The sequence below is a fragment of the Picosynechococcus sp. PCC 8807 genome (assembly GCF_001693295.1).
In the GTDB taxonomy this organism is placed as follows: Bacteria; Cyanobacteriota; Cyanobacteriia; order Cyanobacteriales; family MRBY01; genus MRBY01.
Window position 1 is genome coordinate 20,560 of the sequence record NZ_CP016488.1, and the last position, 6,646, is coordinate 27,205.

Consider the following 6,646-nt stretch of genomic DNA (forward strand, 5'->3'; position numbering starts at 1 on the left):
ATATGTATAAGTTGATACAAAAGATACGGAGGTATTATAGGTACACGGATATATAAAAATCAACACCAAGAGCAATCAGGTTCAGCATTTCACTGTTCCCAGAAAACACCTGACTTAACAAATGAATTGGGTACTTAGACGTCGCCTAATTCCTGCTTGATTTCTTCTAGGAGGTCAGGATACTCACGAATTACCTTCATAAGGATGCTCCTCAGTAAGTTTAGCGGCCCGCAATCATCGGAGTTTTGGGCTCAGATTAAATGCAACTATCCGGTGGATTTTGACTTGGGGGAACCGTCGGGGATGGTGGATGCAACCCATTCATCAAAATTGAAGTTCCGGCCAGTCATCTCCCCCTCCACCATCGGATTTGTCTTGTTCTGCCCGATTTGGCTTGGCTTTAGCAAATCCCTCTAGGGCTTGGGCTTGTTTCTGCTTGAGAATTTCTTGGATGCTCTGAAAACCTTTGGCGATCGCCCCTGATTCACGGCTTTGATACCAAGAAAGCGCCCGATGGAGTTCCTGCACAGAGTTATCTTTCCAAAGGACATACCAACCATGGTGTGACACTGAATAGTACACTTTTACTATCTCGCCACGGGCAACTAGATCCCTGACGATACTGTCTTGTTCTTGGGTTAGATCTGGTTTTTTTTGCGCTTCAGCCTGTGGTTCTGCTGCCTTTTTAGCAGTGGTCTTGTAGAACTGGTTTTTCAACCAATCGAAATTAGCAGCAATCCACTTGTCAATCATTTGCACAGGTCGGGGTAGTGCAGATGCTCTCTTTTCACAAAATTTGAGAAATTTCTCTCTCTCTTTTTCTGGAAGAGTCTGAATAAGGTCTATATAGTCTGAATAAGTCTTAGGGGATTCAGAAGCATTGCAATCATTGGGTTTCAGCGATTGATTGTTGTGTGGAGACTTCGCTTGTCGTGTGGAGACTTCATTTGTCGTCTGTACGCGACAGTTGTCGTCCTGAGACTTCATTTGTTGCGTGGGAATTTGCGTAAAATTTTTTGGGTCTTCTGGGGGATTTGTTTTTAGATTGGAGGTTGGGGTGATGGCCTCTTGCACTGATTGAACGGCTTCGGCGATCGCCTCTTTGGTTTTGAGAGCGATCGTCCTAACGGTTTTGAAGCCATGTTCTAACCAGCCCTGTTTTCTGAGGACGTTGAGAGCGCTGTTAATTGTGGCGCGGTGTCGGCCTAGTTCTTCGGCAATTTCAGCAACGTTGATTTCAAGGCCATCGCCAAAGGGATCACGAACGCGGAGGTAAAAGAGTAAATCTCGTTCGGCGGGCTTGAGTTGGAGGGCGGCTCGATATTCAGATTCGGTCAGTTTATAGAATTTTTCAGACGTGGGGGATGCACAAGAAATATTGTTCATGTTAGTATCTATTTAGTATCTATATAAGTTTTATTGCCCTTGTCTCGATGCTGCGAAACATTCAGAGACGAGGGTCTTTTAATATTTATACTCAAAGCTAGTGTAAGTTTGCAACTACTAGCGACGAATATTGCAATTCATTACTTCGTTTCAAGCTTGGCGACTTTTGCTTGGATCGCCGCAAAGAGCTCTGGTTGATTGCGAATGACTTCAATGAGGATGCTCCTGAGTAAGGGAGTATTTTTGCTGCCATCTTCTTTCAGTAGCTTTTCAGCAATGTCCACGGGCAATCTGACGCCAAAAACAGAAGGGTGCATTTCTTCGTTTTTTTTGAGGTCGCCATATTTTGCACGGGCTACTTCCTGAAATTTTTTAGGGAGAGTGTTTAGTTTTGACATGCCCTTTCCTCTAGTTAACAAGTTTATTCTACTGTTTAGCAGAGTGAATGAGTGGCCCAAAAAGAACTAAATATTACTGCTAGGGTTAGGCACCACAAATATCTTGGTGTTCTGCTAATGCGAGTTCGAGCATTGCTTCGAGAATACCTTCTTTGAATGCTTGTTTGATTGGGGGTGGGGCGTTGCGAATTTGGGGGGTTGCTTGGTGGTCAAGGATGAACCGTTTAAATGCTGTGGGGTCATCATCTGGGTTGAGTTCAGTGAGGGCGGTGTGGGTGAACTTATAACCAAGGGCTTTAGCTGTGTTCGTATCCATATCGTTTACACCAATGGGAAACTGGGCACTTTAGCAAAAGGTTGTGCCCAGGGCGAATTTTATCGTTATTGGTAGAGGTAGAGTCCTAAGCCAAACTTGGCACAGGCTCGCCGGAAAGCCATGGATTCAGCGTTACTCGACGGATCGCCATAGGGATGTTCGACAATTTCTCCGGTGCGCTTCACTAATTTGAGGGTTTCGGTGCCAGTGGCTTCGCGGTAGACTCGTCCCTCGGCAACGGTCAGGGTTAACCGTCCTGTGAGGAAAAGGCGATCGCCTGTGGTTTCCATCTTCACAATCTCCCAAGTCCAGGCAGGGCAGTATTTATCAAGGATTTTGACGGCATTGTGCCAGGGTAAATAAGTGATAGAGCGGTCTTTTGTACCTAGGAGGGCATCGGGGATAGGTCGGGATAAAGTTTCAATGGTTTGCTGTAATGTCCATTCGCCGGGAGTACGTGGGCGCTGGGTTTGGGGGATCGTAGTGGTAGCCATAATATTTAGTCTTCCAATAGGATTTCTTCTGCTTGTTCAAAGAGTTTGTAGAGTCGGGTGGTGCCAGGTTTACCAAGGGCTTGTTCTACATTCCAGGTGCGGGAATAGTGCTGCTCGATGTAGTTGCGGAGTTTGATAAGTTCCTGGGCTAAGGCTTTAGCGTTGGGTTTGTTCATGGTTCGTTTGTGGGTCTGACTGACTCCTTCTCACCTGCTAGGGCAGGCTAAGGATTAATAGGAGCGCATGGGTGTTACTCATAAGCCATCAGATAGGCTTCATCACAGGCGCGGTTCGGTTCATCTTCGGCATGGAGTTCGTTCAGGTGTGCTTGGGTTTGTTCCCGTGGGAGTGCGCCATACTCCATCCAGTCCCAAATGATTGTGAATAGATTCCCGTTGGCGACTTCTTGGGTGATCGCCACAGCTTCACAGGCTGGGAAGTAATCTGTCTGGCGTTTTCCGTTGGGGGCTGTAAAAATCACTTTTACAATGTCGCTGTCGATAGTTGCTTCAATATCTAGGGTCAGGGGATACAGATGCTTGTTGGCGGTTTCAAGGGTTGTCAATAAATTAAGCCAGTCTTGATATTTCATCGTTGTGATTCCTGAGAAGTGAATATGACCCCTCCCAACCCTCCCCAAGGAGGGCTAGGCTTTGGGGTAATGGTTATAGGTAGGCGAAAACGTAAACTTGATGCTTGGGTGTTGGTTCTGCAAAGTAGTCAGTAATAAACCAATCACGGGCGATCGCCTTAAAGTCGATGTAGCAGGTCATCATGCCTGCCTTTTCCCAAGCATCGAGGGTGCCAAGGTCTTCAAGCTGGGAATAAACAAAATCTTCTTTGTCTTCGTAAATACCCTGGTAAGCATCCTCGAAAGCTTCAACCGTTGAGGCAACGTCACCATACTGATTGTCGCTATAAAAAGCAGCAAAGGCTGGGCCATGGTTGGCGATCGCCTGGGCTAGGGCTGATACAGTCTCGAAGTCTTCCCACTCACTAAGGCGGATATCCTCGAAACCTTCATAATCATGGATCGCCCATTCTTCGCAAATGTCGCCAAGTTGCCAAGCCGGGGAAGTCTTGAGCATCGTTTGTACTTCCGCTTGGATATCATCGGCGTCTTGGTCAGCATCGATCCAAGCCCCATGTAAAAAACCGTTGTTGTAGGCCGCAAGGCAAGCGACATAAATCCGAGGGGTATCGGTTAGAGTCAACATAATTTTTAAATTCCTGAAAAGATTAAACAAGGTGGAGGAAACTCTCCCAACCCTCCAAAGGAGGGCTAGGCATAGGCAGTAGAGTTAGGCGCTAATGATTCCGCGTCCCTTGGGCAAGCTCAATAAATGCTTTTGCGCTTCCTGCAAGGTGGGATAACTGGCGATTACTTGCCAACCATCAGCAACCTGCTCCGCGAGCCAATAGGCCGATAAGCGAGAAACAAAACAAGTGCCTGAGTAGGGAGACTTGAGAATGTAGTAATAAAGCGGTGGATAAAACGTTCTCATCACTAATTTCTCTCCTAATACGGCAACCAGTCAGAAGGAAACAAGTCACAGCAGGGATACTTGATATCTAAGCTGTGCGCCTCAAAATAACTGCAACCATAGGCAAGGTCACGCCATTCATTCTCGATGTCTGCGTTGGTGAGGGGCTGGGAAAACTCCATGTCTGATTCGGCGCAAATTTCCCCATGAAAACTGGTAACAGCGGTAAAGCTGAAACGATAACGGGTATTCCAGCAAACCCGAACCCCTGCCGGAAGCTCTACGTCTCTAGTCTCGAACTGGTAACGGCCAATCGTAGTGTTATATGCCGTCCGGTCAGCCATCTCGGATAGCTGCCGTAAAATATCTAAAGCAGTCATAACTAATCTCTACTTAGTTGTGGTTGTTAGGGCGAGGTTGGAAACTGGTACTTTCCTCCTTGCCTGCTCCTATTATAGCCGCAAACTACCTTGTTAACAAGCAAAAACACTCGAATAGCCCATAAGAAAAACTGATGTACAAAGCAGTCAATACACCTAGTTAACAAGGTAAAATATAGAGGTAGCTAGTAAAGAGAGAGAACAAGCTATGCTTGCATTCAGCGGCCCTAGAAAACTCACACCACAAGAAACCAAACAAGTGCTAAACCTCCTCCCCGCAAACCCTCCAGCGGTCGGGGTGGGAGACGCTAAAGGACTAGACGCCCTAGTAGCAGAACACTACGCAGAAAAAACAGACCTCACCATCTACCATGTGGAAGGCCGGGAAAGATGGCAGTTCGCCGCCCGCAGTCAACGCATGGTAAACGACGCCACCGAGCTAATCGCTTTCCCAAATAAACCCTGCCCGGAACGCTGCACCCCTACAAAACCCTTCAGCGGGCACGGTAGCGGCACATGGGGCACTATCGCCTATGCAATCAAAAAAGGGCTAAAGGTGACAATCTACCCTCTCGACGGTAGCCAAGCACCGAGCTGGGCAGAACAAAGACAGCTAACTCTGATCTAAACCCGCAGGGCCGCAAGGCCCACAAGCGGCAGGGGGCTATTGGACTTGTACCATAGCCCCCAGGCGAAAAAACAGCCGGACAGGAACCACAGGCAACCCGCACCTAGACAACACACAAGAGGACAAAAAGACACGCTGCGCGCCCCCCTACCCCCTCCAACCCACCCCTCTCTCTTTCTACTAGCGACGTGCCGCCCAAGAAACAAAAAAAGCACGCCACAAACGCCGGGATAGGGACGTAGCTTGCTTAGGCCCCAACGCATCAAACCTGCCCGACAGCCGAAGATCGGCGACGGTAGGAGCCCAACGTAAAAAGACACGGGCTAACGGACTCCGGCGGACTGGTGTTGCTAGAATGCCTTTTCGCGGCTAAGGAAGCGTAATTACGCCGCAATCGTGCGGCATCCTTATTTCTATCCTGTTGCTCCGCCTATACTGATCAATAACCTTGATGGGCTCTACAAGCAAGCGATTTGTTGGCGGCAAGTAACCTTTCGGGAACAGGACTATTTGGGGCAGCAGGATAAGACTTGGTAGGCAGTGAGCGGCAGGTAGGCAATAACCTGAATGGGGACAGGTAAAGCGGCAGTATGCGGCTTTTTGAATAACGAAAGATAACCGTCATCGGCGCTTTGCGCGGACGACACCTTATTTCCTGTCCCCCAAACTTAAGCTAGGGGTGTGGGGCGACTCAAGTTTGGGGCCGTAACAAGAGAAACTAGGGGCGATCGCCTCCATGAATAATTTTCAAGACTCTTAATTCAAGATTATTGAATTCTTTCTGGCTTTAGCATCTGTCCTTCCAGAAATCTATGGGTTATCTTGAGAGAACACCGCTGGAACGTCTAAATGTTATGCAAATCACCCTCAGTACACAGCAAAGTAAAATTCTTGAGTCTTTGGCTCGTCAAGGTCAATATACTTCCCTTGAGGAAACCATTGATGCGGCATTAGTTTTGTTGGCAGAGCAGGTCACTGAGCAAAATTCAGATCTTGATCCAGATTATTTGGCATGGCTGGAGGAGACTCGCCTCAAGGTTGATGAAGGGCTGCAGGATATTGAGGTTGGTCAGGTCATTGGTTTTGATATGGTCATGGCACAGCTCCAAAATAAAGTTGATCTGGCTCGGGCTGAGTCTGCATGAGACAACTGCGTATTACGCTATCTGCTAGCAAGGATCTTCAAGAGATTTCGGATTACTTTCTTGGCCAAAGTATCGAGGCAGGCGATCGCTTCGTAAAAACCTTTGGTCAGAAATGTCAGTATTTGGCACGGTTTCCCTACATCGGCAAATCCTATGATTACCTTCGACCTAATCTTCGGGGTTTATCGGTGATGGGCTATGTCGTTTTTTATCAAGTGAGTGACGACAGTATTGAGATTGTACGGGTGGTTAGTGGCTATCGGAATTTAGAGAATATATTTTCGGAAGAATAGGCAATCGCTTGAATCTATGACTTTACGGAGGATTAGAAGTCGCTCTCATGAATAATTTTCAAGATTCTTGATTCTTTAATCTTGATTCAATATTATTGAATGAATAATCTTGCTTTTTGGCT

At 47.3% G+C, this 6,646-nt stretch carries 12 protein-coding genes; 3 read left to right on the forward strand and 9 right to left on the reverse strand.

Annotated features, from left to right (window positions below; translation table 11 throughout):
- Positions 1-324: 324 nt before the first annotated feature.
- The 9 genes from AWQ24_RS15050 to AWQ24_RS15085 all read right to left on the reverse strand — a co-directional run bounded on the left by AWQ24_RS15050 (position 325) and on the right by AWQ24_RS15085 (position 4,458).
- Positions 325-1,386 carry a helix-turn-helix domain-containing protein gene (locus AWQ24_RS15050; protein ID WP_065717490.1) on the reverse strand — a complete coding sequence of 354 codons (1,062 nt, stop codon included), beginning with the start codon at positions 1,384-1,386 and terminating at the stop codon, positions 325-327.
- 140 nt (positions 1,387-1,526) lie between these two features.
- Positions 1,527-1,784, reverse strand: a complete 258-nt coding sequence (locus AWQ24_RS15055; RefSeq protein WP_065717491.1) for a hypothetical protein — start codon at positions 1,782-1,784, stop codon at positions 1,527-1,529.
- 85 nt (positions 1,785-1,869) lie between these two features.
- Complete coding sequence (locus AWQ24_RS15060) at positions 1,870-2,100, reverse strand: hypothetical protein (protein ID WP_065717492.1); 231 nt, start codon at positions 2,098-2,100, stop codon at positions 1,870-1,872.
- A gap of 65 nt (positions 2,101-2,165) precedes the next feature.
- Entirely contained in the window at positions 2,166-2,594 is a 429-nt protein-coding gene (locus AWQ24_RS15065) for a DUF1071 domain-containing protein (RefSeq protein WP_012308514.1), read from the reverse strand.
- A gap of 5 nt (positions 2,595-2,599) precedes the next feature.
- Positions 2,600-2,770: a hypothetical protein gene (locus tag AWQ24_RS16325; protein ID WP_012308513.1), complete on the reverse strand. Its 171-nt coding sequence runs from the start codon at positions 2,768-2,770 to the stop codon at positions 2,600-2,602.
- A 74-nt stretch (positions 2,771-2,844) separates the two neighbouring features.
- Positions 2,845-3,186: a hypothetical protein gene (locus AWQ24_RS15070; RefSeq protein WP_012308512.1), complete on the reverse strand. Its 342-nt coding sequence runs from the start codon at positions 3,184-3,186 to the stop codon at positions 2,845-2,847.
- A gap of 73 nt (positions 3,187-3,259) precedes the next feature.
- A complete protein-coding gene (locus AWQ24_RS15075; protein ID WP_065717493.1) occupies positions 3,260-3,811 on the reverse strand; it encodes an antirestriction protein ArdA in 552 nt (183 codons plus the stop codon).
- Positions 3,812-3,895: 84 nt separating this feature from the next.
- A complete protein-coding gene (locus AWQ24_RS15080; RefSeq protein ID WP_065717494.1) occupies positions 3,896-4,099 on the reverse strand; it encodes a hypothetical protein in 204 nt (67 codons plus the stop codon).
- Between the two features lie 14 nt (positions 4,100-4,113).
- A complete protein-coding gene (locus AWQ24_RS15085; protein ID WP_065717495.1) occupies positions 4,114-4,458 on the reverse strand; it encodes a hypothetical protein in 345 nt (114 codons plus the stop codon).
- 208 nt (positions 4,459-4,666) lie between these two features.
- On the opposite strand from AWQ24_RS15085, the gene AWQ24_RS15090 reads away from it, so the two are divergent.
- The 3 genes from AWQ24_RS15090 (at position 4,667) to AWQ24_RS15100 (ending at position 6,524) form a co-directional block, all read left to right on the forward strand.
- Complete coding sequence (locus tag AWQ24_RS15090) at positions 4,667-5,086, forward strand: hypothetical protein (RefSeq protein ID WP_065717496.1); 420 nt, start codon at positions 4,667-4,669, stop codon at positions 5,084-5,086.
- Positions 5,087-5,940: 854 nt separating this feature from the next.
- On the forward strand, positions 5,941-6,231 hold the full coding sequence (locus AWQ24_RS15095; RefSeq protein ID WP_030007979.1) for a hypothetical protein: 291 nt from the start codon (positions 5,941-5,943) through the stop codon (positions 6,229-6,231).
- Entirely contained in the window at positions 6,228-6,524 is a 297-nt protein-coding gene (locus AWQ24_RS15100) for a type II toxin-antitoxin system RelE/ParE family toxin (protein WP_065717497.1), read from the forward strand. The genes AWQ24_RS15095 and AWQ24_RS15100 overlap by 4 nt, the downstream gene beginning before the upstream one ends.
- Positions 6,525-6,646: the final 122 nt, after the last annotated feature.